The following is a 24,317-nucleotide window of genomic DNA, read 5'->3' as shown; positions in this document are numbered from 1 at the left end:
TTAAGAGAATGGAACTAACCTCTAAAAGTTTGTTTATTTATATGGTATAATGTTAGTCATAATAAAGCGAAAGTAAGAGAGGGAAATATGACCTACGCAGACCAAATCTTCAAAGAAAATATCAGTAATATCCTCGAAAATGGCGTGTTTTCAGAAAATGCGCGTCCAAAATATAAAAATGGCCAAACAGCCAACAGTAAATATATTACAGGATCTTTCGTCACTTATGATCTTGAAAAAGGCCAATTTCCTATCACAACTCTTCGTCGTATTCCTATCAAGACGGCAATCAAAGAACTCATGTGGATTTACCAAGATCAGACCAGCGCACTTGACGTTCTAGAAGAAAAATATGGTGTGAATTATTGGGCTGAATGGGGTATCGGTGATGGTACCATTGGACAACGTTATGGAGCAACCGTTAAAAAATATAACATTATCGGCAAGCTTCTCGAAGGTTTGGAAAAAAATCCATGGAACCGTCGGAATATCATTAATCTTTGGCAATATGAAGATTTTGAAGAAACCGAAGGACTTTTGCCTTGTGCATTTCAAACGATGTTTGATGTAAGACGTGAAGCAGATGGACAAATTTATCTGGATGCAACCTTGATTCAACGTTCAAACGACATGCTTGTGGCGCATCATATTAATGCGATGCAGTATGTGGCTTTGCAAATGATGTTGGCTAAACACTTCAGCTGGAAAGTCGGTAAGTTTTTCTACTTTGTCAACAACTTGCATATTTACGATAATCAATTTGAACAAGCGAATGAGTTACTGTCACGCACGGGTTCAGAAAAAGAGCCACGCTTGATTCTAAATGTACCAGATGGAACGAATTTCTTTGATATTAAACCAGAAGATTTTGAATTGGTGGACTATGAACCTGTGACTCCACAACTCAAATTTGATTTGGCGATTTAAGATGAACTGTCGACATTACTGCTCAAACGATTATGCTGAGATTGTTGATTTGTTTTATACAACAGTACATACAATCAATGCTGCGGATTATTCTGCAGAAGAGTTAGAAGCATGGGCGCCATCTGATAAGTCTGATTTTTTTCCGGAAAAACTGCTGGCTGAGAGTTATTGTATAGTTGTAGAAGAAAGCGGAAAAATTTTAGGCTTTGCTAATGCGACAAGCGAAGACAAATTTGATTGCCTGTATGTTGATAAGGATTCTCAGAAACGAGGTGTAGGAAATCTCCTTGCCAATCAGATTGAACAATATTGTAAGGGGCAGGGGGCAGAAAGAATAAATGTTGATGTTTCCTTAACTGCACGGCCTTTTTTTGAAAAACGTGGCTATGAGATTTTAGAGCAACAAATCGTCCTACGACGCAACCAAAATATAAAAAATTACAAAATGCAATTAAAGTTATAAAAGACGGGAAGGAAAAATGTACGAAAAATTTATCGCAGAGGCTAATCTAAATCCAGATAACTTCAGTGATGCTTGGGCCTTTGGTAACACTCCTCAAATGGCTGATGAGCTATTAGAACTTGTACTTGAGGGGAAAAAAAGAGCTACAGCAAGCGCATTGTCCCTGTATGGACCAGACGATTTTTTACCTGCTGTGGATGGAAGATATGAGATTTTACTCGATGGCAAAGGAAATCCACGAGCCGCGATTCAAACAAGCAAGGTCTATATTACTAAGTTTAATAAGGTAACAGAGGATCATGCCTTTAACGAAGGTGAAGGAGACAGGAGCTTGGCTTATTGGCGGCAAGTTCATGAAGCTTTTTTCCGAGATTTAGATTGTTACGCACCAGATATGGATATTGTCTGTGAAGAATTTGAAGTTTTATATAAATGTTCGTAAAAAGCGAATGATATTCAAAAAAGATATTACTTTCACAAGTAATATCTTTTTTTGTACTCTAAATAAGGTTAGAATTAAATTATAAAATAAAGAGGAGGCATATCGTGAGAAAGGGACGCTTACTTTATGAAGGTAAAGCAAAGAAGCTTTATAAAACAGAGGATGAACAGCTGGTTTGGGTGGAGTATTGTGATAACGCAACAGCTCTAAATGGTAAAAGAAAAGAAGAAATTAAAGGCAAAGGGGCATTGAACAATCAAATTACATCCCTGATTTTTCAAAAATTGAATGCCGAACAAACCAAAACATCTTTTATCACACAACTGTCTAAAACCGAACAATTGAATCGGAAAGTTGAGATTATACCTCTAGAAGTGGTCTTAAGAAATCGTGTTGCTGGCTCTTTTGCAAAGCGATTTGCTTTGGAAGAAGGTGACATTCTTCCTCGACCTATTATTGAATTTTATTACAAGTCTGATGCACTCGATGATCCTTTTATCAATGATGAACATGTCTATTTTCTTGAACTTGCTCAACCAGAAGAACTGGAATTCATCAAGTCAGAAACACTGAAAATCAATACCCTTCTCCAAAAAATATGGGGGGAAATCGGCTTGAGTTTGGTTGATTTCAAACTCGAATTTGGTCGTACAGCAGATGGCGAAATTATCTTGGCAGACGAAATTTCACCAGATACCTGTCGCCTTTGGGATGCGGAGGGGAACCATTTAGATAAAGATGTTTTCCGTCGTAATATTGGCGACTTGATTGAAGTATACAGTCGTGTACTCACAGCCCTTCAAGAAGAAAAAGAACTTTAAGACTTAATGCCGTTATGGCAGAGACAAATAAAAGAAAGTGAACGAGAAAGAGAAAATGAGCAAAGTAGAAGTTTACGTAACCTATAAAAAATCAATTTTGGATCCTCAAGGACAAGCAATCAAGGCAGCAACTCAAAAGCTAGGCTACTCTGAAATTCAAGATATTCGCGTTGGTAAATATTTTGAAATCGAAGTTGAGGGAGATTCTCAATTGGCCGTGAAGAAAGTGGAAGAGATAGCTGAAAAATTATTAGCAAATCCAAACATGGAAACTTACAAGGTTGAGGTGGTAGATTGATGAAATTTGCAGTTATTCAATTTCCAGGATCAAATTGTGATTTCGATCTCCTCTGGGCTATTCGTGATGTGATGCAAGCTGAAGCCGAATTTGTCTGGCATGAGGAAAAGTCTCTTGCAGGCTTTGATGGTGTGTTGATTCCTGGAGGTTTCAGTTACGGGGATTACTTACGTTGCGGAGCCATTGCTTCTTTTTCGAATGTTATGCCTGAAATTAAACGTTTGGCTGCAGAAGGGAAACCTGTCTTTGGTACCTGCAATGGGTTTCAAATTCTTATCGAAGCAGGACTTTTACCAGGCGCTTTGATTCAAAATGACAGCTTAAAGTTTGTTTCAAAGTGGCAAAACTTAAAAGTAAATAATAATTCAAAATTTACAACTGTCTTTTCTAAAGATGAAGTGATTAGCTTGCCTATTGCTCACGGGGAAGGCAAGTATATTGCTGATGAACAAACCTTGGCAGATTTAAAAAATAACGGACAAATTGTTTTCACTTATGCAAATGGAAACCCCAATGGTTCTGCTTTAGACATTGCTGGGATTTGTAATCAAGAAGGGAATGTTTTGGGGATGATGCCCCATCCAGAACGCGCCGTAGAATCCTTACTTGGTGGAAATGATGGTAAAAAAATGTTTGCCAGTATCTTGAAAAATTTTGTAGAAGAAGGAGCGTCACAATGAGCGGTGAAATGAGTCCAGAACAAATCCAAACGTCAAAAATTTATCGTGAATGGGGCTTGACTGATGAAGAATACTCTAAAATTAAAAATGAGATTCTTGGTGGTCGCCTGCCTAACTTTACAGAAACTGGCATGTATGCCGTGATGTGGTCAGAGCATTGTTGTTATAAAAATTCAAAACCTGTCTTGAAAAAATTTCCAACAGAAGGTCCACAAGTACTTATGGGACCAGGTGAAGGTGCTGGAGTCGTTGATATTGGTGATGACTGGGCAGTTGTTTTCAAGGCAGAGTCACACAATCACCCAAGCTATGTCGAACCCTATGAAGGTGCAGCAACAGGATCGGGCGGGATTATTCGTGATATCTTTTCGATGGGAGCGCGACCAGTTGCTCTTTTGGATAGTCTTCGCTTTGGTCAGATTGACAATGCTAAAACACGTCACATTGTTGACCGTGTGACAGCTGGAATAGCAGGATATGGTAACTGTATCGGTATTCCTACAATAGGTGGAGAAGTAGCTTTTGATGAATCTTATGCGGGAAATCCTTTAGTGAACGTGATGTGTGTGGGCTTGATTGAGCATAAGCACATCCAAAAAGGACAAGCCAAAGGTGTAGGCAACACAATCATGTATGTCGGCGCGAAAACAGGACGTGACGGCATTCATGGTGCTTCGTTTGCCTCTCAGGAGTTTGGTTCAGGTTCTGAAACACAACGTTCTGCCGTTCAAGTGGGCGATCCTTTTATGGAAAAACTTTTGTTAGAGGCTTGTCTTGAAGTGATCCATAATCATTCTGATATCCTTGTTGGTATTCAAGATATGGGGGCTGCTGGATTAGTTTCTTCAACTTCGGAAATGGCTTCAAAGGCTGGCTCAGGTTTGAAACTTAATTTAGATTTAGTGCCACAACGTGAGACAAATATGACACCATACGAAATGATGCTTTCAGAGTCGCAAGAGCGGATGGTACTTTGCATTAAAAAAGGACATGAAGATGAAATCGTTGAGCTCTTCAAAAAATACGAACTTGATGCGGTAAATATTGGTGAAGTCACTGACGATGGGATGTACACATTGTTCCATCAAGGTAAAAAGGTTGCCGAAATTCCAGTAGACTCTTTAGCTGAGGATGCACCGGTTTATTATCGTGAAATGAAAGAACCTGCACGGATTGCTGAATTTGAAAAAGCTGAAAAATTTATCCCGGAAATCGTAAATGCAACAGAGGTTCTCAAAGATCTCCTTAATCAACCAACAATTGCGAGCAAGCGCAGTATTTATGAAACCTACGATAGTCGAGTAATGACAAATACAGTCGTTGCACCAGGATCTGATGCAGCAGTTATTCGCCTCCGTCATTCCAATAAAGCTTTAGCAATGACAACAGACTGTAATGCGCGCTATCTCTACCTTAATCCCGAGATTGGTGGACAAATAGCTGTCGCAGAAGCAGCACGAAATATCATTGCTTCAGGTGGGAAACCTTTAGCAATTACGGACTGCCTTAACTTTGGTAATCCAGAAAAGCCAGAACAATTTTACGAGTTAAGCAAGGCATGTGATGGTATTTCGGAATCTTGCCGTGTGTTATCTACTCCGGTCATCTCAGGTAATGTTTCCCTTTATAACGAAACGAACGGTCAAGCTATTTTACCGACACCAATGATTGGGATGGTTGGCTTGATTGAAGATGTGGCACATATTACGACACAAGATTTTAAAGAAACAGGTGACTTAATTTATATTATTGGGGATACTGCCGATGATTTCTCTGGCTCTGAAATTCAAAAAATGATGACAGGCGAGGTTTCAGGTACGCTGAACTTTGATCTGCAAGCTGAAAAAGAAAATCAGGAACGCGTACTAAAAGCAATCCAAGCCGGTCTGATTCAGTCCGCGCATGATTTATCTGAAGGTGGCTTAGCTGTTGCTCTTGTCGAGTCGGCTTTTGCTAATAATAAAGGAATTTCGGTTCATTTTGATGGCAAAGTATCACAACTTTTCTCTGAAAGTCAAGGTCGCTTTATTCTCTCAGTTCGCCCAGAAGATGAAAAGAATTTTGAAGAACTGATGGCAGGGAAAGCAAGCAAGTTAGGGCATGTTACAGACAAGTCAGAAATTAAAATTTCAGCAAAAGATGGTGAAATTTCCCTATCTACTGAAGAAGCGAAAGCGATTTATGAAGGAGCGATTCCATGCCTTATGAAGTAAAGTCCTTGAACGAAGAATGTGGCGTTTTTGGCATCTGGGGACATCCTGAAGCTGCACAACTGACTTATTTTGGACTTCATGCCTTGCAACACAGAGGACAAGAAGGTGCCGGTATTCTGTCAAATAATGATGGGCAACTTCAGCGGCATCGTGATTTAGGCTTGGTAACAGAAGTTTTTCGTCACGAAAAAGATTTACAAAAATTATCAGGGAAAGCAGCCATGGGCCATGTACGCTACGCCACAGCAGGTTCAGCAGAATTAAACAATATTCAGCCTTTTCATTTTAAATTTCAAGACACACAGCTTGGTCTAGCCCATAACGGTAACTTGACCAATGCCGTATCGCTACGACGTGAGTTAGAAGCACAAGGTGCTATCTTTTCTTCAAGTTCAGACACCGAAATTTTGGCGCATCTGATTCGCCGCAGCCATCATCCTGAATTTATGGGAAAAGTAAAGGAAGCCTTGAATACTGTTAAAGGTGGCTTTGCTTATCTCTTGATGACAGAAGATTCAATGATTGCAGCTCTTGATCCTAATGGCTTCCGTCCTTTATCTATTGGGAAAATGGCTAACGGTGCGCTCGTTGTAGCCAGTGAAACTTGTGCTTTTGATGTTATCGGTGCAGAGTTTGTTCAAGAAGTCAAACCCGGGCAGATTATCCAAATTAATGATCAAGGCTTGCATGTTGAGCAGTTTACAGATAAGACCAATACACAAATTTGTTCAATGGAGTATATTTACTTTGCACGTCCGGACAGTGTTATTGCAGGTGTCAATGTTCATACCGCACGTAAACAATCAGGGCGTATCTTAGCACGTGAGGCACAGGTAGATGCAGATATTGTTATTGGTGTGCCAAATTCGTCACTCTCAGCAGCATCCGGATATGCAGAAGAATCTGGATTACCTTACGAAATGGGCTTGATTAAAAATCAATATGTGGCGCGTACATTTATTCAGCCTACGCAAGAATTAAGAGAACAAGGTGTACGGATGAAGCTCTCGGCTGTTTCCAGTGTAGTCGAAGGTAAAAAGGTTATCATGGTGGACGATTCTATAGTACGTGGAACGACAAGCAGACGAATTGTGCGTTTACTTAAAGATGCCGGCGCTGCTGAAGTTCACGTTGTAATTGCGAGCCCACCGCTTGCTTATCCATGCTTTTATGGTATCGATATTCAAAAGCGAGAAGAGTTGATTGCAGCGGAACACTCAGTCGATGAAATTTGCCAAATCATTGGAGCAGATAGTCTTACTTTTTTAAGCCAAGAAGGATTAGTTGAGGCTATCGGACATGATAATCTGTGTCTGTCTTACTTTGACGGTATATATCCGACGCCACTTTACGATTACGAAGAAAATTACCTGAAATCTTTAGGAGGAAAAAATGTCTAAAAATGCTTATGCAAAGGCAGGAGTTGATGTTGAAGCGGGTTACCAAGTGGTTGATCGCATAAAAAAACACGCGGAAAAAACGAAAAGGCTGGGAGTTCTTGGAGGACTTGGAGGATTTGGAGCGGCATTTGATCTTTCAAAACTTGATGTTAAGGAACCAGTGCTTATTTCTGGAACAGACGGAGTAGGCACAAAGTTGATGCTGGCTATTGAAGCAGACAAACATGACACGATTGGGATTGATTGTGTGGCCATGTGTGTTAATGATATCGTTGCAGCTGGAGCAGAACCTCTCTACTTTCTTGACTATATCGCTACCGGGAGAAACCATCCGGAAAAGCTCGAAAAAGTAGTCGCAGGTGTTGCCCAAGGATGTTTGCAGTCAGGTGCAGCCCTGATTGGCGGTGAAACAGCAGAAATGCCAGATATGTATGATACAGATGATTATGACCTTGCAGGTTTTGCTGTCGGTATTGCCGAAAAGTCAGCCTTAATTGATGGCTGCAAGAATGTTGAGGCAGGTGATACCTTATTAGGGCTTCCTTCCTCCGGTATTCATTCGAATGGATACTCGCTCGTCCGGAAAATCTTTAAAGATTTTGATAAACAAGAAATTCTTCCTGAGCTGGAACGCTCCCTTGGAGAAGAGTTACTTGAACCCACTCATATCTACGTCCAAGAGCTCTTACCGCTCATAAAGGACAATATGATTAAAGGAATATCGCACATTACAGGAGGCGGTTTTTATGAAAATCTTCCGCGAATGTTTAGTGATCAATTAACAGCTGAAATTATAGAAGATAGCTGGGAGATTTTGCCTATTTTCAAAGCTTTGGAGAAATACGGTCAAGTTCCTCATGACGAAATGTTCCAGATTTTCAATATGGGAATTGGTATGGTCCTTGCGGTGGCCCCAGAAAAGGCTGAGGAAGTGAAGCAAAGAGTAAAATGCTACGAAATCGGAAAAATTACTCCACGTGTGAAACAAGCGGTAATTATAAAATGAGGATTGCCGTTTTCGCCTCTGGCTCAGGATCTAACTTTGAAGCTCTTGCTCAAGCTTTTCCCGCTGAAGTTCAGCTCTTATTCTCGGATAAGATTGAGGCTTATGCTCTACAAAGAGCACAGCAGCTCAAGATAGCTGCTGTCAGCTTTACCTTAAAATCTTTTGCTGATAAGCAAAGTTATGAAGAAGCCTTAGTTGCTTTGCTCCGTGAACATCAGATTGATTTGATTTGTCTTGCAGGTTATATGAAAATTGTTGGTCCTACTCTTTTGCAAGCTTATGAAGGTCGGATCATTAATATTCATCCATCATATCTGCCAGCTTTTGCGGGTTCAGCTCATGCTTTAGAGGAATCTTGGCAGGCTCAAGAAGGCTTAGGAATCACAGTGCATTGGGTGGATTCTGGAGTCGATACAGGAGAAATTTTAGCCCAGCAGCAGCTTGATTATTACCCAGAACTCGCCGAATATGAAAAAAAGCTCCATCAAATAGAGCATGAATTGTATATAAAAGTAGTAGAAGAGCTTATCAAAAAATAGTAAAAGCTATTATAAACTTAAAAATAGAAAAGGAATAAAAATGACTAAACGTGCGCTTATCAGTGTGTCGGATAAAAATGGAATTGTTGAATTGGCTGAGTCTTTAAGTAAACTCGGTTTTGAAATTATCTCAACTGGCGGAACTAAAAAAGCTTTGGATGAAGCAGGAATTGCAACCTTAGCGATTGAAGAAGTGACGCAGTTTCCGGAAATGATGGATGGACGTGTGAAAACATTACATCCAATGATTCATGGTGGACTTTTGGCACGACGTGATTTGGACAGCCATCTAGCTGCCTTAGAAGAGCACAATATTACACCCATTGACTTGGTTGTTGTCAATCTTTATCCTTTCAAAGAGACACTCTTGTCAGGAGCTGATCATCAAACAATTGTCGAGAATATTGATATTGGTGGTCCTTCAATGTTACGTTCTGCAGCAAAAAATCATGCAGACGTTACTGTTCTTGTTGATCCCACAGACTATGCTGCAGTTCTCCAAGAATTTAAAAAAGCTGGGGAAACCAGCTTAGAGCTTCGTCAACGTTTGGCTGCCAAGGTTTTTCGACATACTGCTGCTTATGATGCACTCATTGCACAATATTTAACAGAAAAGTTTTCTGATCATGAGGAAAAACCTGAAAAGTTGACACTGACCTATGATTTAAAACAAGGGATGCGTTATGGTGAAAATCCACAACAAGATGCAGATTTTTATGAAAATGCCCTTCCAACTGCTTATTCGATTGGGCAAAGTGTGCAATTACACGGTAAAGAATTATCTTACAACAATGTGCGTGATGCAGATGCAGCCTTGCAAATTGCGCGTGATTTTACGGAGCAACCAACTGTTGTAGCGCTTAAGCACATGAATCCTTGCGGCATTGGTCAAGGGGAGACGATTGAGCAAGCTTGGGATTACGCTTATGAAGCAGACCCTGTTTCAATCTTCGGAGGTATTGTCGTTTTAAATCGTCCAGTTGACCCAAAAACAGCTGAGAAAATGAGCAAAATCTTTTTAGAAATCATTATTGCACCAGCATTTTCTGATGAAGCTCTGGCAATTTTAACGAAAAAGAAAAATATTCGTTTGCTTTCGCTTGATTTTGAACAAATTGGTGCATCAGAAAGAGAACCGATGATTACAGGCGTGCTTGGCGGTGTTTTAGTACAAGAACAAGATGTTGTTACAGAACACCCAGAAAGTTGGACAGTAGTAACGCAAGTCCAACCAGATATGGAACAATGGGAAGCGCTAAAATTTGCATGGAAAGCGGTCAAGTATGTGAAGTCTAACGGTATCATTGTTACAAATGAACATCAAACACTTGGGGTTGGACCTGGTCAAACCAACCGTGTAGCTTCAGTGAAAATAGCAATCGAAGCCGCTCAAGAAAAAGGTCTAGATAATGCTGTGCTTGCCTCTGACGCCTTCTTCCCCTTTGCAGATAATATTGATGAGATTGCCAAATCTGGCATCAAAGCAATTGTACAACCGGGTGGTTCCGTTCGTGATCAAGAAGTCATTGAAGCCTGTGACAAGTATGGCATCACAATGATCTTTACAGGTGTGAGACATTTCCGTCACTAATAAAAAAAGCTAGACGAGAGTTTAGCTTTTTTATTAGTGTTTCTGCCGTCTCGAAAATTCAGTAAAGCGAAACTTATCTACCTGATGTCGGCTTTCCGTATACTGGAAAACATTATTATTGGCGAGATAAACATGACTGCGCACACTCACGACATGGCGATCCTTAGGGTTCAAATCCAAATAAGTTTTATCTTCATCATTGACAAAATCAATTGTGATTTCTTTTTGAGCATATGAAATATCAAGATGAACATGATCTTCGAGGTAAGCATATAGAGAAGACTTTACTTTTTCTCTGGTCATATCAGGTGCTGCAGAAGCTAAAATATAGTCGCGGTCTAGGATAACGAACTGCTCATCAATATTTCGTCGGCGGAGGATATGAAAAGCTTGAGAGCCTTCTTCAAAAAAAGAAAGTTCTGAGAGATCTTTATCTACAGTTATTTTTTCAAAAATTAATATTTCAGTGGTTGAGCTGAAGTTTAAAGAATCTTTGAGCTCTTTGAAAGAAGTTAACCCTGAAATGGGGAACATCAATCTCTCTCTGGGAATAACAATGGAGCCAAAGCCGTGACGGCGTTGAATAATCCCGTTTTCTTCCAAGATTTTGAGCGCTTGTCGTACCGTTGCACGGCTTGTTTGATAGAGCACTGTAAGCTGGTTTTCACTGGGCAAGAGCTCATTTTCGGGATATCTTCCTTCATGAATTTTTTTCTCCAAATCCCGAAGAATAATTTCGTACTTTTTCATAACCTAAGTGTAACAAAAAAGCACTTTAAGTTAAAGTAAAAATATAACCGCTTGCAAAACCGCTTTCATTTTGCTATTATAAACTTGTACGTACAAGTTGCAGTTTATTTTTATTAAAGGAGAATAAAAATGTTTGGTTTTGGAAAGAAAAAAAGTGTAAGTGAGGACAAGAACCTTTATACACCTTTAGCGGGTACAGTTATTGATTTGGAAAAGGTTTCCGACCCTGTATTTGCCAAAAAAGTTATGGGAGATGGTTATGCTATTGAACCCACAAGTAGTGACATTGTCAGTCCAGTAGCAGGAGAAGTCAGTCTAGTACAAGGACATGCTATCGGCTTCACGCGCGCAGATGGTTTAGAAGTGTTGCTTCATCTAGGAATTGATACAGTAAGTTTAAATGGACAACCTTTTCAGATTAAGGTTAAAGTGGGCGATATAGTCGACGGCGGCGATGCTCTGGGACAGGTCAATTGGAAAGAAGTGGAAGCAGCGGGTTTACCACTTACGAGTATGGTTTTAATTACAAATACAAATGAAAAGCTCGATAGTCTTACTGTTAAAAAAGGAATTGCTCAAGCAGGTGATCTGTTGGGTCAAGCAACTGCAAAATAAAAAGGAGAAATCATGGCAGATTACAAAAAATTAGCAACAGAAATTATTGCTGCTGTTGGTGGTGAGGAAAATATCACAAAGGTGATTCACTGTATCACACGCTTACGTTTCTATTTAGTCGACAAAGAAAAAGCAGACGATAAAAAACTTGAAGCAATGGATGGTGTAGCGGGGGTTGTCTACAATGCAAATTTGGGGCAGTACCAAGTCGTTATCGGTCAAGCTGTTGAGGATGTCTATGACGAAATTGTGGCCCAGCTGGGCAGTCGTGTCGTGGATGGCGAAAGTAGTGAAGAAGTCGAGGAAACAAAAGTTTCTAAAAATCCAATCATTCGTGCTTTTCAAGTTGTAGTTGGAACAATTACGGGATCAATGATGCCGATTATTGGTTTATTAGCTGCTGGTGGTATGATTAACGGGATTCTTAACATGTTTGTTAAAGGAAACCATATTTTTGAACTTATTAGTCCGACAGATCCAACCTATATTATTATTTCAACAATGGCGATGGCACCATTCTACTTCCTTCCTGTCTTGGTCGGCTATGCTGCTGCTAAACAGTTAGGTTCAGACCCATTTGTCGTGGCTGCAGTTGGTGGATTTATGATTCACCCTGCTTTACAAGGCTTAGTTGCAGCACCAAATGTTATTGAGAAAGGAGAGATTGTAGCTGGAAAAGCACCAGTCGTCATGGAATTATTTGGCGTAACTTTTAATACAAGTTATTTTAATATTCCTGTTAGCTTGCCAAATTATGCTTATACTATTTTCCCGATTATTGTAGCAGCTTGGATGGCTAAACCAATCGGTGCTTGGCTTAAGAAACACATGCCTTTAGCACTTCGCTCGATCTTTGTACCGATGATTACTTTCTTTGTTGTGGCTTCATTGGTACTCTTATTGGTAGGACCCGTAATTAGTATTGTTTCCTCTGCGCTTGCTTCAGTCATTACAGGCTTGATTAATCTTAATCTCACTATAGCAGGAGCAATTATTGGTGGACTTTACCAAGTTCTAGTTATCTTTGGTCTCCATTGGTTGGTTATTCCTATCTTGACTCAACAAATCGTAACAACAGGAGAATCAAACATTAATATGATTGTTTCCTTTACAATGTTGGCACAAGGTGCTGGTGCTCTAGCTGTCTTTCTCAAAACACGCCAACAAAGTCTCAAAGGGTTAGCTTTACCAGCAGCGATTTCGGCTTTTTGTGGGGTAACTGAGCCAGCCATGTATGGGATTAACTTGAAATATATTCGTGTTTTCATTATGAGTTCGATTGGTGCAGCTGCAGGCGCTGCGGTTGCTGGCTTATTTGATCTGCATATGTACGGCTTCTCAGGCTCACTTATTGGTTTCCCTAACTTTGCTGCAACGACAAATCCTTTGACTCATGCTGCAGGTAACCCTAACAACTTTATCTACTTTTGGATTGCGACAGCTGTTTGTATTGTTGTATCCATGACATTGGTTTGGTTCTTTGGCTTTAAAGATTCAGATACAATGGGAACAGGACTTGAAAAGAAAAACGTCTTTAAATCAGCCGTAAATAAATAAGAAACAAAAGGAAAAAACTATGACATTGAGTGAAAAAGTCATCTATCAAATTTACCCTAAATCATTTTTAGACACTACAGGAAATGGTATTGGTGATCTCAGAGGAGTAACGGAAAAATTACCTTATTTGGCGGAATTAGGAATCGATATGATTTGGCTTAATCCTTTTTATCCCAGCCCGCAAAGAGATAATGGTTATGATATTTCTGACTATACTAATATAGATCCAGTATTTGGTGATTTTAAAGATTTTGACCAAATGGTGGCACGTGGTAAAGAGTTAGGTATTGAATTTATGTTGGATATGGTTTTGAATCATGTTTCAACAGAACATGAATGGTTTAAAAAAGCACTTGCCGGTGATAAATATTACCAAGATTTCTTCATTCTTAGAGATGAACCTACGGATTGGGTGTCGAAATTTGGTGGCAATGCTTGGGCGCCATTTGGCGATACTGGTAAATATTATCTTCATCTTTATGATATTTCTCAAGCCGACTTAAATTGGCGTAATCCCAATGTTCGCAAAGAACTGTTTGAAGTTGTTAATTTTTGGCGTGGTAAAGGTATATCAGGCTTTCGCTTTGACGTGATTAACGTTATTGGAAAAGACGAAATACTTAAAAACAATCCAGAATTTGATGGGAAATTTGAGTATACTGATAGACCAATCACGCATGAATATTTGAAAATGCTCAATGCTGCTACTTTTGGCCAAGATGAACATGCCATAACTGTGGGAGAAATGAGCTCAACCTCAATTGAAAACAGTATTCTCTATACACAACCGGAGCGAAGAGAACTCAGTATGGTTTTTAATTTCCATCATCTAAAAACAGATTACAAAGATGGTGATAAATGGACCAAAGTTCCCTTTGATTTTCAAGCGCTCAAAGAGCTTTTCCATGAATGGGGCGAAAAAATGTCACAAGGTGGCGGCTGGAATGCTACTTTTTGGAATAATCATGATCAACCTCGAGCGCTCAATCGTTTTGTGGATGTGAAAAATTTCCGTATAAAAGGAGCAACAATGCTAGCAGCCGCGATTCACCTCAGCCGTGGCACACCTTTTATCTATATGGGTGAAGAAATTGGTATGATTGACCCTGATTATGATTCTGTTGCCGATTACCAAGACTTAGAAGCTTTGAATGCTTACGAAAGACTTTTGAAACAAGGAAAAACAGAATCCGAAGCGTTTGAAATAATCAGCAGTAAATCACGTGACAATTCAAGAACACCGATGCAATGGGACGATAGCGCAAATGCGGGCTTTAGCAAAGGAGAGCCATGGCTGAAGTTGGGCAAACATACCGACATTAATCTGAAAAGAGATAAAAACGGAGAAATCTATAATTTCTATAAAGAAATGATTCGTTTACGAAAAACGGAAAAAATTATTTCTGAGGGAGATTATAAAGCTGCACTTAAAGATTCAGAGCACATTTATGCTTTTGTACGTGAATATAAAGGCCAACTTTTACTTGTACTGAATAACTTTGCCAATCACAGCGTGAACTTTACTTTGCCACAGGGTTTTGAAGATGCAGAAGTCTTCGTTAATAACTATGATTCATATAAGTCTGAAACACTGGCACCTTATCAGTCGGTTGCTTTATTAGCCAGATAGTGACCGTTATAAAAGTCTCTTTTGTTGAAAAAATACGATGAAATCGTTAAACTAGAGCTATCATAAATTTTTAGAAAGAGATGAAAATGACTGTATTACTTTTTGACATAGACAACACACTTCTTGATTTTGATAAGGCAGAGTACATGGCTTTAGGCAAAATCTTTGAGCAATACCATATTGAAGATACAAAAGAAAACAGAGCCATCTACTCACGTGAAAATAAAGCACTTTGGCGAAGTCATGAAGCAGGAGAAATCAGTCGTGAAGAGCTTCTTTCTACACGTTTTGCTAATGCTTTTAGAGCTTTGGGAGTTAAAGAAGCTTACGATGCTTCGGCTGTTGATGCAGCTTACCAACTTCACTTGGCTCAAGGTCATGAATTGATGGACCACGCAATGGAACTTTTGGATTGCCTGGCGCAAGAAGCAACAGAAATGTACATTGTTAGTAATGGTACATCAAAAGTTTCTCGTCCACGAATTTTAGAGTCTGGCATTGCCGGATATTTCAAAGAAATATTTATCAGTGAAGAAATTGGAAAACACAAGCCATCAAAAGAATTCTTTGATTATGTATTTGAACATATCGATCATGCTGCGGATAAAGATTTTGCGATTGTTGGTGATACCTTAGCTACGGATATCCTAGGCGGAAAAAATGCAGGTATTAAAACAATTTGGTATAATCCTAAACACTTAGAGGCGCAAAAAGATTTAACACCAGATTGTGTTATCGAAGATTTATTAGAAATACCTTCTCTACCTGTCCTCGCTTGATAATTCCGAACAATGGAATAAGAATATATTTAGAAAAGCCCCCTGGGGCTTTTTCTTTTTCTCTAAATATCTTAAGATAGAAGTGAGAAGAAAGTGAGGAAATATGAGGGTTTTAGTTGTTGGCTCAGGTGGGCGTGAACATGCACTTGCACGAAAATTTGCAAAAAGTGAAAAAGTAGAGAAAGTTTTTATTTGCCCAGGAAATGTGGGTATGGCGGAGGAAAAGCTGGAAAATGTAGCTATTTCCGAACTTGAAAATCATCTGTTGGTAGACTTTGCGAAGAAGAAAAAAGTAGACTTGACTTTTGTTGGTCCAGAAACAGCATTGATGAACGGCATTGTGGATGCTTTCTTAGACGAAGGGTTGCTTATATTTGGACCGAGAGCTGAAGCTGCTCAAATCGAAGGCAGTAAAACTTTTGCTAAGTCAATAATGAAAAAATACGGCGTACCCACAGCAGACTACGAGAGTTTTACGGATCTCGGAAAGGCTCTAAATTACGTTGAGACAAAAGGTGCACCTATTGTTATCAAGGCAGATGGCTTAGCTGCAGGAAAAGGCGTCACAGTTGCCATGGATTTAGAAGCAGCAAAAGCTGCTTTAGAAGATATCTTCCAGACAAAAGCAGCAAAAGTTGTGGTAGAAGAATATCTTGATGGCGAAGAGTTTTCACTTTTTAGCTTAGTACATGATGGAAAGATATACCCGTTACCTATTGCGCAAGATCATAAACGTGCCTTTGATGGCGATCGAGGGCCAAATACAGGCGGGATGGGTGCTTATGCACCTGTACCTCATATTCCAAAAGCTGTAGTACAAGAAGCCATAGAAAAAATTGTTCAGCCAACTGTGGCTGGGTTAGAGGCGGAGAATAAGCCTTTTACTGGTATTCTTTATGCCGGATTAATATTGACATCCGAAGGTGTCAAAACGATTGAATTTAATGCTCGCTTTGGTGACCCAGAAACGCAAGTGGTTTTAGAAACAATTACCAGTGATTTTTTTGAAAATATAATGGATATCTTACAAGGACGTGAGCCAAACTTGATCTGTAATACTGAAGAAGTTACCTTAGGAGTAGTTGTAGCAAATCAGGGCTATCCCGATGCTTCAACAAAGAGTGTTGTTCTACCAGAGCTACAGGATTTGAACTGTTATTATGCTGGGGTTATAAGAAAAGATGGTCAGCTCCTTTCAAAAGGGGGACGCATATACATGGTTACCGAAACCGGCAAAGAGATAAAAAGTATTCAAAAATCACTTTACGAGAAATTAGATAAGTTAGACAATACAGGGATGTTTTATCGTAAAGACATTGGAAATAAAGGAGTATAAAAATGGCAGATGTTGCAGTAATTATGGGATCACTTTCAGATTGGGAGACAATGAAACAAGCGACTCATATTTTGGAAGAGTTCGGTATCGATGTTGATAAAAAGGTCATTTCCGCTCACCGGACACCAGAAATTATGATGAATTTTGCGAAAAATGCGGAGCAACAAGGCTATAAGCTCATAATTGCTGGCGCAGGAGGTGCGGCACATTTACCTGGAATGGTTGCTGCAATGACACTTCTTCCTGTTATTGGTGTGCCTATTCAGTCACGTGCCTTATCTGGCTTAGATAGCCTTTACTCCATCGTCCAGATGCCAGGTGGAGTTCCTGTTGCTAGTATGGCTATAGGCACTTCAGGAGCCAAAAATGCAGCTCTCTATGCTATTCAGATTTTGGCACTTGCTGATAAAAGCTTAGTAGAAAAATTGAAAAAATATAGAAAAGAAGCAGCCGATATATCAGTCTCTTCAACTAAAGAATTGTTGTAAACTTTTAATTTAAAAACGAGCGTAATATTTGTAAAAATATTTTGATTTTAGTAAACAAAAATCCGGATAATATGCGGATTTATTTTTAAACTATCCGAAAAGAATAGGGAGAACAAAGAAAAATGGCCTATAATAAGAATATGCAACATAAGAAAAAAACAATTGGAATTATTGGTGGTGGGCAGTTGGGCCAAATGATGGCTATTTCTGCACAATATATGGGCCATAAAGTGATTACACTCGATCCAAATCCGAACTGTTCCGCAGCAAAGTGTTCGGATGAGTTGATTATTGCGGAATATGATGATGTTGATGCGCTTCTTAAGCTAGCTTATGCTTGTGATCTGATAACCTATGAGTTTGAAAATGTATCGGCTAGCGCTTTACATCAGCTTGATGCCTGTGTCGCTATTCCGCAAGGCATTCGATTATTAGAAATTACGCAAAATCGTCGGTTAGAAAAAGAGTTTTTAGAACAATGTGGCGTGAAAATAGCCCCGTGGAAACTCGTAGAAAATGCTCAAGATCTTCCAGAGCAAGTAACAAAAAAACAAGTATTAAAAACAACAATGGGCGGCTATGATGGACACGGTCAAGTTGTTTTGAAATCTGATGAGGATTTGAAAGAGGCCATGAAGTTAGCAGAGAGTGCAGAATGTGTACTGGAGGAATTTGTTGATTTTGATTGTGAGATTTCTTTAATTATTAGTGGGAATGGTAAGGATTTTGTGACCTTCCCCCTTTGTCAAAATGAACATATTAATAATATTCTACACCGTACCATTGCTCCTGCTCCCGTACCTCTTGAGGTCAGCGAAAAGGCTAAAGTTTTGGCGCTGGCGATAGCTAAAGAGCTCCAGCTTTCAGGGACACTTTGTGTAGAAATGTTTCTGACAGCAGCGGGCGAGATTTATGTAAATGAGCTTGCCCCACGTCCTCATAACTCTGGACACTATACAATAGAGGCGTGTGATTTTTCACAATTTGACTTACATATCAAGGGAATTCTCGGCGAGGAATTGCCGCAACCTCGCCTATTGAAAAAAGCCATTATGCTCAATATTCTGGGACAAGATGTTCCCCAAATGGAGCAATTGGCTCATAAAAGGCCTGAATGGCATATTCATGATTATGGAAAGCTAGAAGCGAAGATTGACAGAAAAATGGGTCATGTGACGATACTGACAGATGATTTTACAGAAAGTCTGAAAGAAATATCCCGTTTAAAAATATGGGAATGATTTACAGGAAGGAAGAAGAGGATGCACACAATCAGGCTGTCGATGGAAAGTCGAAAAACAATTTTTCGAATCGAAACGCTGAGTGAAGAAATAAATCCCGAATGGACACTTATTTTTCGCAGGACATTCAAAAATAGACTGGTAAGTTATTTAGAAGAGCAAGAGAAAATGAAGCGTGGTCTTTTGTTTCAAGGAGAGACAACTTTCTGGCTACAACATTCCGCTATGCAGGCAACTTTATTTGTACCGCTGGCTTCACATGATGAAAAAATTAGGGATATTATCGTCCACTTATTAAAGCTACATTTTGAGTTTATCAATGCAAATTATTCTTCTTTAAAAACAAAGTGCAATCCTTTAAGTTGCTCGGAAATTTATCAGTTAGCGTATACATTACAGATGGCTTATATCTTTTATTTACGGACAGAGGAAATTTGTCAGTTTAGTCTGCTCTTCACTTCAGCTGCAGCACGAGTTTTAAACGTTTGGGAACAAGGGATAATACGTTCAAACTTAAATGGAGTGATGGGAAAGAATCTATGTATCGAGGCAGCCACTAAATTAGCAGAAATCTTTAGCAATGTTACGCGACACACTGACTTAAGAAACCAGGCCTCTAGGGTTGTTACTCTTTTAGAAAAAACGAAAAGTATCCCTATATCTGAAGACCAGGAGCTTTTTCAAAAAGGAATCGATACAATATCTTCTTATAAAAAAGAAGAAGTGCTCAACGAGCTTCTTAAAAAGATAAAGCAAGAACAAGTGGTAGGAAGCTTATCAGAACTGTACTTTTGCCAGCTCCTATTAAATTATTTTAAAATATAGAAAATGTGTCTCAGAAGAGAGGCATTTTTTTAATGCAAGTTGCTTGAAAATTATGTAAGACATGATATAATGAAGATAAGATTTACAAGTGTAAACACTAACTCAAGGAAAATAATTATGACAAAACTAAATTCGGAATTTGCACTGGGAGGGATACACCATGTTACGGCGATTACTTCAAGTGCCCAAAAGACCTATGATTTTTTTACAAATATTTTAGGACTGCGACTGGCAAAACTTACCGTTAATCAGGATGACTACGACACCTATCACCTTTATTTTACGGATGAAGAGGGCAATCCTGGAACGGATATGACATTTTTTGATTTCCCTGGAATAGGTGCAGGTAGCCACGGTATCAATAGCATTGACCGTATTTCTTTTCGTGTTGCTCAAGATATATCTTTAGAATACTGGCATCAAAGATTTGAAGCGGCAGCTGTGCCACATAGTTTGGTGGCAGAACGCTTTGGTAAAAAATATCTTGAGTTTGAGGATTTTGATGGTCAGCGGTACCAATTGATTTCCGACGAAAAAAATCAAGGTGTCCTTGCTCCAGGTAAACCTTGGCAACTTTCAAATGTAGAAGCTGAGCATGCTATTGTAGGCTTAGGACCTGTTTTCATTAAGCTCGCAGAAGTAAATATTATCCATCAATTGCTCGCAGAAGTTTTTGGATTTCGCAAGAGTGCTACTGAAAATAATTTCACTCTTTTTGAGGTAGCGAAGGGGGGCAATGGTGCTTCTATTATCATTGATCAGGATAAAGAAGCACAGAGAGCATATCAAGGCTATGGCACGGTTCATCATGTCGCATTTCGTACAGCTAATCCTGATACCCTTAGATATTGGATTGAGCGTGTCAAATCTTATATGATGCCTCACTCGGGATTCGTAGAACGTTTTTATTTTTCCAGTGAATATGTAAATGTTGCACCCGGTGTGCTTTTCGAAATCGCTACAGATACTCCGGGTATTGCTGCCTTAGATATGGTACGATCCGGGCAAGCCAAGGTTGATAGTTACGAAGAAGCGCTCGTAACCTCAGGCTTTTGGATAGATGAGACTTCAGACGAGGCAGGTCTCTCACTAAGTTTGCCTCCGCATCTCTTTCCAGGAGCAGAAGCGGAAAAGGCACGAACTGCAGCTGCTTTACGACGTTTGGATACGTCAGATGCATTTCGAGATAGAAAATTAGAACCACTGTGGACCATGGAAAAAATTAAAGAACGTCGTATAGGGAGAAAGAATGAAAGTATTTAAACCAGAAGATATGAGCAGTACTGATGCTTACAAATTAATTTCAGGACTCGTTATTCCAAGACCGATTGCATGGCTGACAACCCAAAATTCTACAGGGCTTGTCAACGCAGCGCCCTTTAGCTTTTTTAACGTTGTATCAAAAGATCCAGTCATTGTATCCATTGCTATGACAGAGATGAAAGATTCTGTTAGAAACCTTTTGGAAACAAAGGAAGGTGTCATCCATCTGGTCAATATGGATAATGTTGAAGCTATGAATCAAACATCAGCACCTCTCACTGCTACAGAAAGTGAAATTGAAAAATTCGACATTAAAATTACAGCATCAGAAGAAGTAAAAGTACCTGCTATAGAAAATGCTAAAGCCCGTTTAGAGGTTGTGCTCCATCAGCATATTCCAGTAGGAAAAACAAGCCAATTAATGCTCTTAGAAGTAAAAAATATTCTTATGGATGATTCTGTCATTGATGAGGAAAGACTCTATATTAAAGCGAAAGAACTTGATCCCATTGCGCGCTTGTCAGGGAGAGCCTATACGAGCTTAGGTCATACATTTGAAATTACACGACCAACAAAGTAAGTGCTTCTAATTAAAGTAGAAACTAAATTTTTCTTTAATTTTCCAACCATATTATTATCTTTTTCTCTCTTTTTAATTTAAAATATAATTATACAGGAATTAAATTGATAATTTTAGAAAAGGGAGGCTTTTTATGAGAGAAAAATACAAAAACATTTTGGTAGCTGTTGATGGTTCAGAACAATCTGACAAAGCAGTACGTGAAGCTGTAAAAATTGCAGCACGCAATGAAACATCGCTATTTGTTTTGAATGTCAAAGACGATGTGCGACTTTATGGTTCAGCTTATGGTGTACCACTTATCTTGGAAAATTTAGAAGAGCAATCACGGGCAATCATTGAAAGAGCTTCTGAAATTATCAAGAAACAGGTAGAGTTTAAGGCATATCGAGTGGAAGGTTCCCCCAAAAAAGAAATCGTAGATTTTGCTCAAGCAAATGATATTGATTTGATCGTTATTGGTGTTACTGGTAAAGGCGCCTTTGACCGTTTATTAGTTGGTTCTACAACAGCATATGTTATTGATCATGCGCGTTGTAACGTTATGGTTGTCAAATAAGCAAAAAAGCCCTCCCAAGGAGAGCTTTTTTGCTTATAAAATTTTTTTCTGAATTCTGAGTCGTTTTCCTTAAAAAAAAGGGCGAAGCATTATATAATAGTTTTTACAGGAAAAATAAGTAAAAGGATTTTATAATGAAAAGAGTTGTATTTGGCCTGGTTGCAATTATAGTTTTAATAGTTGGAAATTCTGTATGGCACAATTCAGAGCATGGTGGCAAGAATTTATTCGTTAAAATTCAAGAAGATGAAAAAATTGAAATGAAAAAATCGGATAATGGTCATGTTACAAAATATAAATATTCCGTCATTGGATTTGATGAAAAAGGAAAATAGCAAGAAATAAAGCTTACGGCACAATATAGTTTAAAACATTATGACTATTTGAAAGTCGTAACCAATAAGAAAAAAGGCGTTTTGAGTTGGAAAGAAGTTAAAAAGCAAGAAATTCCTAAAAACCCCCTGTTCGAACTTGAAAAAGCTTAAGTTAACTTGCATTAATTCTTTGATAAAATAAAATTATTTAACACTTGCGATAACGCTTTCTTGATGTTATAATAGCAGTGTAAAAAATAATAAACTCTATCCCTCAGCAATAAGGTTGGGGGATTATTTTGTGCCAAATTTAATGATTCAGACAAAAGAAAAACCGCTCTGTTGAGCGATTTTTTATTTCTATTTTATTTGTTTTACCTAGGAATTATTCCCACTCAACAGTTGCAGGTGGTTTAGAGGTAATATCGTAGACGACGCGGTTGATATGATCCACTTCATTAACGATACGTACTGAAATTTTTTGTAAAACATCCCATGGAAGTTTGGCGAACTCTGCTGTCATACCATCGATAGAAGTGATGGCACGGATAGCGAGTGTATAGTCATAAGTACGAATATCGCCCATTACACCGACTGAACGAACGCCAGTATTAACAGTGAAATATTGCCATACATCACGGTCTAATCCAGCAGCAGCGATTTCTTCACGAAGAATAGCATCTGAATCACGGACGACCGCGATTTTCTCAGGTGTCAAGTCACCCATAACACGAATGGCAAGACCAGGTCCTGGGAATGGTTGACGCCATACAATCTCATCAGGCATACCAAGTTCTGTACCAAGGGCACGAACTTCGTCTTTGAAGAGAGTATTTAAAGGTTCAATCAATTCGAACTGCATATCTTCTGGCAAGCCACCAACATTGTGATGTGATTTGATTGTTTGAGCAGTATCTGTTCCTGACTCAATGACATCTGTATAAAGTGTACCTTGAGCGAGGAATTTAACATCTTTAAGTTTAGAAGCTTCATCATCAAAGACGTAAACAAATTCGTTACCGATGATTTTACGTTTTTTCTCTGGGTCAGACACACCAGCTAACTTATTCATGAAACGTTCTTCAGCATTAACACGGATAATATTTAAGCCGAATTTGTCTCCCAACATGTTCATCACTTGATCACCCTCGCCTTTACGAAGGAAACCATGGTCCACAAAGATTGAAGTCAATTGGTCACCGATAGCACGTTGTAAGAGCACACCAACTACAGATGAGTCTACACCACCAGAGAGACCAAGCAAGACTTTTTTGTCTCCCACTTGTTCGCGGATTTTTTCAATTTGCATGTCAATGAAGCTCTCCATTGACCAATCACCCTTAGCGCCACAAATATTTAAAGCAAAGTTGCGAAGCATATCTGTTCCGTATACAGAGTGACGTACTTCAGGGTGGAATTGAATACCGTAAATGTTACGTTCTGTATTTTCAACCGCTGCAAATGGGCTGTTTGGAGAAGTAGCAACCACATGGAAGCCTTCAGGGATTTCAACAACACGGTCACCGTGGCTCATGAGAACATCTTGTGTTTCAGGAGTATGAGCGAAAAGTTCAGATTTTGCTTTAAGTTCGATAGGTGCAACACCATATTCGCTTTCAGAAGCACTCTCAACTTTACCACCTAATTTGTGACTAATCAGTTGCATACCATAGCAGATACCTAAAATAGGTAATCCAAGTTCGAAAATTTCAGGATCAATATCAAATGAACCCTCGTCGTAAACAGAGTTAGGACCCCCAGAAAGTACAATCCCCAAAGGGTTTATTTCACGGATTTCTTGAGCTGTGACTTTGTGACTCATCAGCTCTGAGAAAACACCGATTTCACGAATGCGACGCGCAATCAATTGATTATATTGACTACCATAGTCAAGAACGATAATTTTTTCAAGTTGTTTATCAGACAAGTGGGCCTCCTAAAAATTAATATTAAAATATTTTATCATAAAAGAACGGATTATAAAAACGTTTGATACAAAA

At 39.0% G+C, this 24,317-nt stretch carries 24 protein-coding genes and 1 pseudogene; 23 read left to right on the top strand and 2 right to left on the bottom strand.

The genetic code is table 11. The features are described 5' to 3' along the window. Positions 1-87: 87 nt before the first annotated feature. From lgb_RS06140 to purH, 11 genes are all read left to right on the top strand, one after another. Entirely contained in the window at positions 88-927 is an 840-nt protein-coding gene (locus lgb_RS06140) for a thymidylate synthase (protein WP_019293576.1), read from the top strand. Position 928: 1 nt separating this feature from the next. After that, on the top strand, positions 929-1,390 hold the full coding sequence (locus lgb_RS06135) for a GNAT family N-acetyltransferase (RefSeq protein WP_029345759.1): 462 nt from the start codon (positions 929-931) through the stop codon (positions 1,388-1,390). A gap of 16 nt (positions 1,391-1,406) precedes the next feature. Further along, positions 1,407-1,832: an ASCH domain-containing protein gene (locus lgb_RS06130; RefSeq protein ID WP_019292367.1), complete on the top strand. Its 426-nt coding sequence runs from the start codon at positions 1,407-1,409 to the stop codon at positions 1,830-1,832. Positions 1,833-1,936: 104 nt separating this feature from the next. Then, positions 1,937-2,653, top strand: a complete 717-nt coding sequence (gene purC / locus lgb_RS06125) for a phosphoribosylaminoimidazolesuccinocarboxamide synthase (RefSeq protein WP_019293574.1) — start codon at positions 1,937-1,939, stop codon at positions 2,651-2,653. Positions 2,654-2,708: 55 nt separating this feature from the next. Beyond that, positions 2,709-2,951 carry a phosphoribosylformylglycinamidine synthase subunit PurS gene (gene purS, locus lgb_RS06120; RefSeq protein ID WP_019292365.1) on the top strand — a complete coding sequence of 81 codons (243 nt, stop codon included), beginning with the start codon at positions 2,709-2,711 and terminating at the stop codon, positions 2,949-2,951. Next, positions 2,951-3,631, top strand: a complete 681-nt coding sequence (gene purQ / locus lgb_RS06115) for a phosphoribosylformylglycinamidine synthase subunit PurQ (protein ID WP_019293573.1) — start codon at positions 2,951-2,953, stop codon at positions 3,629-3,631. The genes purS and purQ overlap by 1 nt, the downstream gene beginning before the upstream one ends. Then, the gene (gene purL / locus lgb_RS06110) at positions 3,628-5,844 is read left to right on the top strand and encodes a phosphoribosylformylglycinamidine synthase subunit PurL (protein ID WP_019293572.1); all 2,217 of its coding nucleotides are present in this window, start codon (positions 3,628-3,630) and stop codon (positions 5,842-5,844) included. The genes purQ and purL overlap by 4 nt, the downstream gene beginning before the upstream one ends. Next, positions 5,829-7,244 (top strand): amidophosphoribosyltransferase, encoded by a 1,416-nt coding sequence (gene purF, locus lgb_RS06105; protein WP_019293571.1) that lies wholly within the window; start codon positions 5,829-5,831, stop codon positions 7,242-7,244. Before purL ends, purF begins: the two co-directional genes overlap by 16 nt. Further along, a complete protein-coding gene (gene purM / locus lgb_RS06100) occupies positions 7,237-8,250 on the top strand; it encodes a phosphoribosylformylglycinamidine cyclo-ligase (RefSeq protein WP_019293570.1) in 1,014 nt (337 codons plus the stop codon). The genes purF and purM overlap by 8 nt, the downstream gene beginning before the upstream one ends. After that, positions 8,247-8,789, top strand: coding sequence for a phosphoribosylglycinamide formyltransferase (purN, locus tag lgb_RS06095; RefSeq protein ID WP_019293569.1), 543 nt, complete (start codon positions 8,247-8,249; stop codon positions 8,787-8,789). The genes purM and purN overlap by 4 nt, the downstream gene beginning before the upstream one ends. Before the next feature lie 40 nt (positions 8,790-8,829). Beyond that, positions 8,830-10,380, top strand: a complete 1,551-nt coding sequence (gene purH / locus lgb_RS06090) for a bifunctional phosphoribosylaminoimidazolecarboxamide formyltransferase/IMP cyclohydrolase (RefSeq protein ID WP_019293568.1) — start codon at positions 8,830-8,832, stop codon at positions 10,378-10,380. A 33-nt stretch (positions 10,381-10,413) separates the two neighbouring features. On the opposite strand, the gene treR is transcribed toward purH, so the two are convergent. Continuing rightward, positions 10,414-11,130, bottom strand: a complete 717-nt coding sequence (gene treR / locus lgb_RS06085; protein WP_019293567.1) for a trehalose operon repressor — start codon at positions 11,128-11,130, stop codon at positions 10,414-10,416. A gap of 129 nt (positions 11,131-11,259) precedes the next feature. Between treR and lgb_RS06080 the strand changes: the two genes are divergently transcribed. The 12 genes and pseudogenes from lgb_RS06080 (at position 11,260) to lgb_RS06025 (ending at position 22,488) form a co-directional block, all read left to right on the top strand. After that, complete coding sequence (locus lgb_RS06080) at positions 11,260-11,745, top strand: PTS sugar transporter subunit IIA (RefSeq protein ID WP_019293566.1); 486 nt, start codon at positions 11,260-11,262, stop codon at positions 11,743-11,745. A gap of 12 nt (positions 11,746-11,757) precedes the next feature. Beyond that, entirely contained in the window at positions 11,758-13,302 is a 1,545-nt protein-coding gene (locus tag lgb_RS06075) for a PTS transporter subunit EIIC (RefSeq protein WP_019292355.1), read from the top strand. A gap of 19 nt (positions 13,303-13,321) precedes the next feature. Next, the gene (gene treC, locus lgb_RS06070) at positions 13,322-14,932 is read left to right on the top strand and encodes an alpha,alpha-phosphotrehalase (RefSeq protein ID WP_019293383.1); all 1,611 of its coding nucleotides are present in this window, start codon (positions 13,322-13,324) and stop codon (positions 14,930-14,932) included. Positions 14,933-15,018: 86 nt separating this feature from the next. Next, positions 15,019-15,711, top strand: a complete 693-nt coding sequence (locus lgb_RS06065) for a YjjG family noncanonical pyrimidine nucleotidase (protein ID WP_019293382.1) — start codon at positions 15,019-15,021, stop codon at positions 15,709-15,711. 103 nt (positions 15,712-15,814) lie between these two features. Then, positions 15,815-17,047 carry a phosphoribosylamine--glycine ligase gene (purD, locus tag lgb_RS06060; RefSeq protein WP_019293381.1) on the top strand — a complete coding sequence of 411 codons (1,233 nt, stop codon included), beginning with the start codon at positions 15,815-15,817 and terminating at the stop codon, positions 17,045-17,047. Positions 17,048-17,049: 2 nt separating this feature from the next. Continuing rightward, complete coding sequence (purE, locus tag lgb_RS06055; RefSeq protein ID WP_019293380.1) at positions 17,050-17,535, top strand: 5-(carboxyamino)imidazole ribonucleotide mutase; 486 nt, start codon at positions 17,050-17,052, stop codon at positions 17,533-17,535. Positions 17,536-17,657: 122 nt separating this feature from the next. Further along, positions 17,658-18,776, top strand: coding sequence for a 5-(carboxyamino)imidazole ribonucleotide synthase (gene purK, locus lgb_RS06050; RefSeq protein ID WP_019293379.1), 1,119 nt, complete (start codon positions 17,658-17,660; stop codon positions 18,774-18,776). A gap of 42 nt (positions 18,777-18,818) precedes the next feature. Further along, a complete protein-coding gene (locus lgb_RS06045) occupies positions 18,819-19,601 on the top strand; it encodes a glycoside hydrolase family 125 protein (RefSeq protein WP_050813457.1) in 783 nt (260 codons plus the stop codon). A gap of 117 nt (positions 19,602-19,718) precedes the next feature. After that, on the top strand, positions 19,719-20,864 hold the full coding sequence (locus lgb_RS06040; RefSeq protein WP_285120326.1) for a VOC family protein: 1,146 nt from the start codon (positions 19,719-19,721) through the stop codon (positions 20,862-20,864). Beyond that, a complete protein-coding gene (locus lgb_RS06035; RefSeq protein WP_019292346.1) occupies positions 20,851-21,444 on the top strand; it encodes a flavin reductase family protein in 594 nt (197 codons plus the stop codon). Before lgb_RS06040 ends, lgb_RS06035 begins: the two co-directional genes overlap by 14 nt. 133 nt (positions 21,445-21,577) lie before the next feature. Further along, positions 21,578-22,003 (top strand): universal stress protein, encoded by a 426-nt coding sequence (locus lgb_RS06030; protein ID WP_014024946.1) that lies wholly within the window; start codon positions 21,578-21,580, stop codon positions 22,001-22,003. Positions 22,004-22,137: 134 nt separating this feature from the next. Beyond that, positions 22,138-22,488 (top strand): annotated as a pseudogene (locus lgb_RS06025) (YxeA family protein). Positions 22,489-22,702: 214 nt separating this feature from the next. Here lgb_RS06025 and guaA read toward each other — a convergent pair. Continuing rightward, entirely contained in the window at positions 22,703-24,244 is a 1,542-nt protein-coding gene (guaA, locus tag lgb_RS06020; protein WP_017370164.1) for a glutamine-hydrolyzing GMP synthase, read from the bottom strand. Positions 24,245-24,317 lie beyond the last annotated feature (73 nt).

The sequence above is a fragment of the Lactococcus petauri genome, from assembly GCF_023499275.1.
In the GTDB taxonomy this organism is placed as follows: Bacteria; Bacillota; Bacilli; order Lactobacillales; family Streptococcaceae; genus Lactococcus; species Lactococcus petauri.
The sequence above is the reverse complement of the archived record's forward strand: the minus strand, read 5'-3'. Positions and strand labels throughout refer to the sequence as shown.

Coding starts and splice junctions, on each gene's coding strand:
- lgb_RS06140 (WP_019293576.1), top strand. CDS start 88: ATGACCTACGCAGACCAAATCTTCAAAGAAAATATCAGTAATATCCTC.
- lgb_RS06135 (WP_029345759.1), top strand. CDS start 929: ATGAACTGTCGACATTACTGCTCAAACGATTATGCTGAGATTGTTGAT.
- lgb_RS06130 (WP_019292367.1), top strand. CDS start 1,407: ATGTACGAAAAATTTATCGCAGAGGCTAATCTAAATCCAGATAACTTC.
- purS (WP_019292365.1), top strand. CDS start 2,709: ATGAGCAAAGTAGAAGTTTACGTAACCTATAAAAAATCAATTTTGGAT.
- purQ (WP_019293573.1), top strand. CDS start 2,951: ATGAAATTTGCAGTTATTCAATTTCCAGGATCAAATTGTGATTTCGAT.
- purL (WP_019293572.1), top strand. CDS start 3,628: ATGAGCGGTGAAATGAGTCCAGAACAAATCCAAACGTCAAAAATTTAT.
- purF (WP_019293571.1), top strand. CDS start 5,829: ATGCCTTATGAAGTAAAGTCCTTGAACGAAGAATGTGGCGTTTTTGGC.
- purM (WP_019293570.1), top strand. CDS start 7,237: ATGTCTAAAAATGCTTATGCAAAGGCAGGAGTTGATGTTGAAGCGGGT.
- purN (WP_019293569.1), top strand. CDS start 8,247: ATGAGGATTGCCGTTTTCGCCTCTGGCTCAGGATCTAACTTTGAAGCT.
- purH (WP_019293568.1), top strand. CDS start 8,830: ATGACTAAACGTGCGCTTATCAGTGTGTCGGATAAAAATGGAATTGTT.
- treR (WP_019293567.1), bottom strand. CDS start 11,130: ATGAAAAAGTACGAAATTATTCTTCGGGATTTGGAGAAAAAAATTCAT.
- lgb_RS06080 (WP_019293566.1), top strand. CDS start 11,260: ATGTTTGGTTTTGGAAAGAAAAAAAGTGTAAGTGAGGACAAGAACCTT.
- lgb_RS06075 (WP_019292355.1), top strand. CDS start 11,758: ATGGCAGATTACAAAAAATTAGCAACAGAAATTATTGCTGCTGTTGGT.
- treC (WP_019293383.1), top strand. CDS start 13,322: ATGACATTGAGTGAAAAAGTCATCTATCAAATTTACCCTAAATCATTT.
- lgb_RS06065 (WP_019293382.1), top strand. CDS start 15,019: ATGACTGTATTACTTTTTGACATAGACAACACACTTCTTGATTTTGAT.
- purD (WP_019293381.1), top strand. CDS start 15,815: ATGAGGGTTTTAGTTGTTGGCTCAGGTGGGCGTGAACATGCACTTGCA.
- purE (WP_019293380.1), top strand. CDS start 17,050: ATGGCAGATGTTGCAGTAATTATGGGATCACTTTCAGATTGGGAGACA.
- purK (WP_019293379.1), top strand. CDS start 17,658: ATGGCCTATAATAAGAATATGCAACATAAGAAAAAAACAATTGGAATT.
- lgb_RS06045 (WP_050813457.1), top strand. CDS start 18,819: ATGGAAAGTCGAAAAACAATTTTTCGAATCGAAACGCTGAGTGAAGAA.
- lgb_RS06040 (WP_285120326.1), top strand. CDS start 19,719: ATGACAAAACTAAATTCGGAATTTGCACTGGGAGGGATACACCATGTT.
- lgb_RS06035 (WP_019292346.1), top strand. CDS start 20,851: ATGAAAGTATTTAAACCAGAAGATATGAGCAGTACTGATGCTTACAAA.
- lgb_RS06030 (WP_014024946.1), top strand. CDS start 21,578: ATGAGAGAAAAATACAAAAACATTTTGGTAGCTGTTGATGGTTCAGAA.